This window comes from Helicobacter ganmani, assembly GCF_003364315.1.
Lineage (GTDB): Bacteria > Campylobacterota > Campylobacteria > Campylobacterales > Helicobacteraceae > Helicobacter_D > Helicobacter_D ganmani.
Genome location: NZ_NXLS01000027.1, coordinates 1 through 687, shown reverse-complemented (window position 1 = coordinate 687; position 687 = coordinate 1). Strand labels below are relative to the sequence as shown.

General features: G+C 33.9%; 1 protein-coding gene. It reads right to left on the bottom strand.

Going from position 1 to position 687, the window contains the following annotated elements; all coding sequences use genetic code 11:
• Window positions 1-90 precede the first annotated feature (90 nt).
• On the bottom strand, window positions 91-627 hold the full coding sequence (locus CQA43_RS09365) for a cysteine peptidase family C39 domain-containing protein (protein WP_245944300.1): 537 nt from the start codon (window positions 625-627) through the stop codon (window positions 91-93).
• Window positions 628-687: the final 60 nt, after the last annotated feature.

Here is a 687-nt window from a genome sequence, read left to right as displayed (position 1 = left end):
TCTTTTTAAGCATTCGTATTCCTTACATAATAAACTATATGCTTAAGGACTAGCAATAAGTATTCCAAATTTGATATAAAGAATCGCAAATTATCTGAAAAACACTTCGCTAGGAAACTTTAAATCCTGTAAAAGTGGTTTAGAATTTTCTTTGTTTGTAACTACAAGAGCGAATCCCCCTGTGTGATTCCTATCCCAAATAGAATAAAATTCTTTCTTAGTGCTGATATATTCCCCGAAATTTGGGTCAAAAACTTTGAGAAAATCTCCTTTAAAATTCATAATCACTACAAAATGAGGAAATCTAGGGTCATCTTCTATCCTCACAAGCAAAGGATAAGCGGTGCGCTGTAAAATCTCTCTTGAGAGTTGGAATCCTTTTGTATCATATCCCAAAATAGTGGCTGCTTTTTGCAGTTCTTGGAAGCTTAACATATCTGTTTTTTGGTTTAATACATTTAAAATCTCTTGTTCTTGGTATTGTTTGATTCCAAAAAGATTTAAGAGTGTGGCAAGAGAGGAAGCTCCGCAAGATTCCTCAAATTGTTGTCGGATTACATTTTGATTGTGGAGTTCTTGGAGGGATTGAACGCGAAAGCCAAAAGTTAAATGAATGCAACAAAGCACAAGGATAAGAATACGCAAGAGAGTCCTTGAATAAGGGATTAAATATTTTTGTAGATTGTA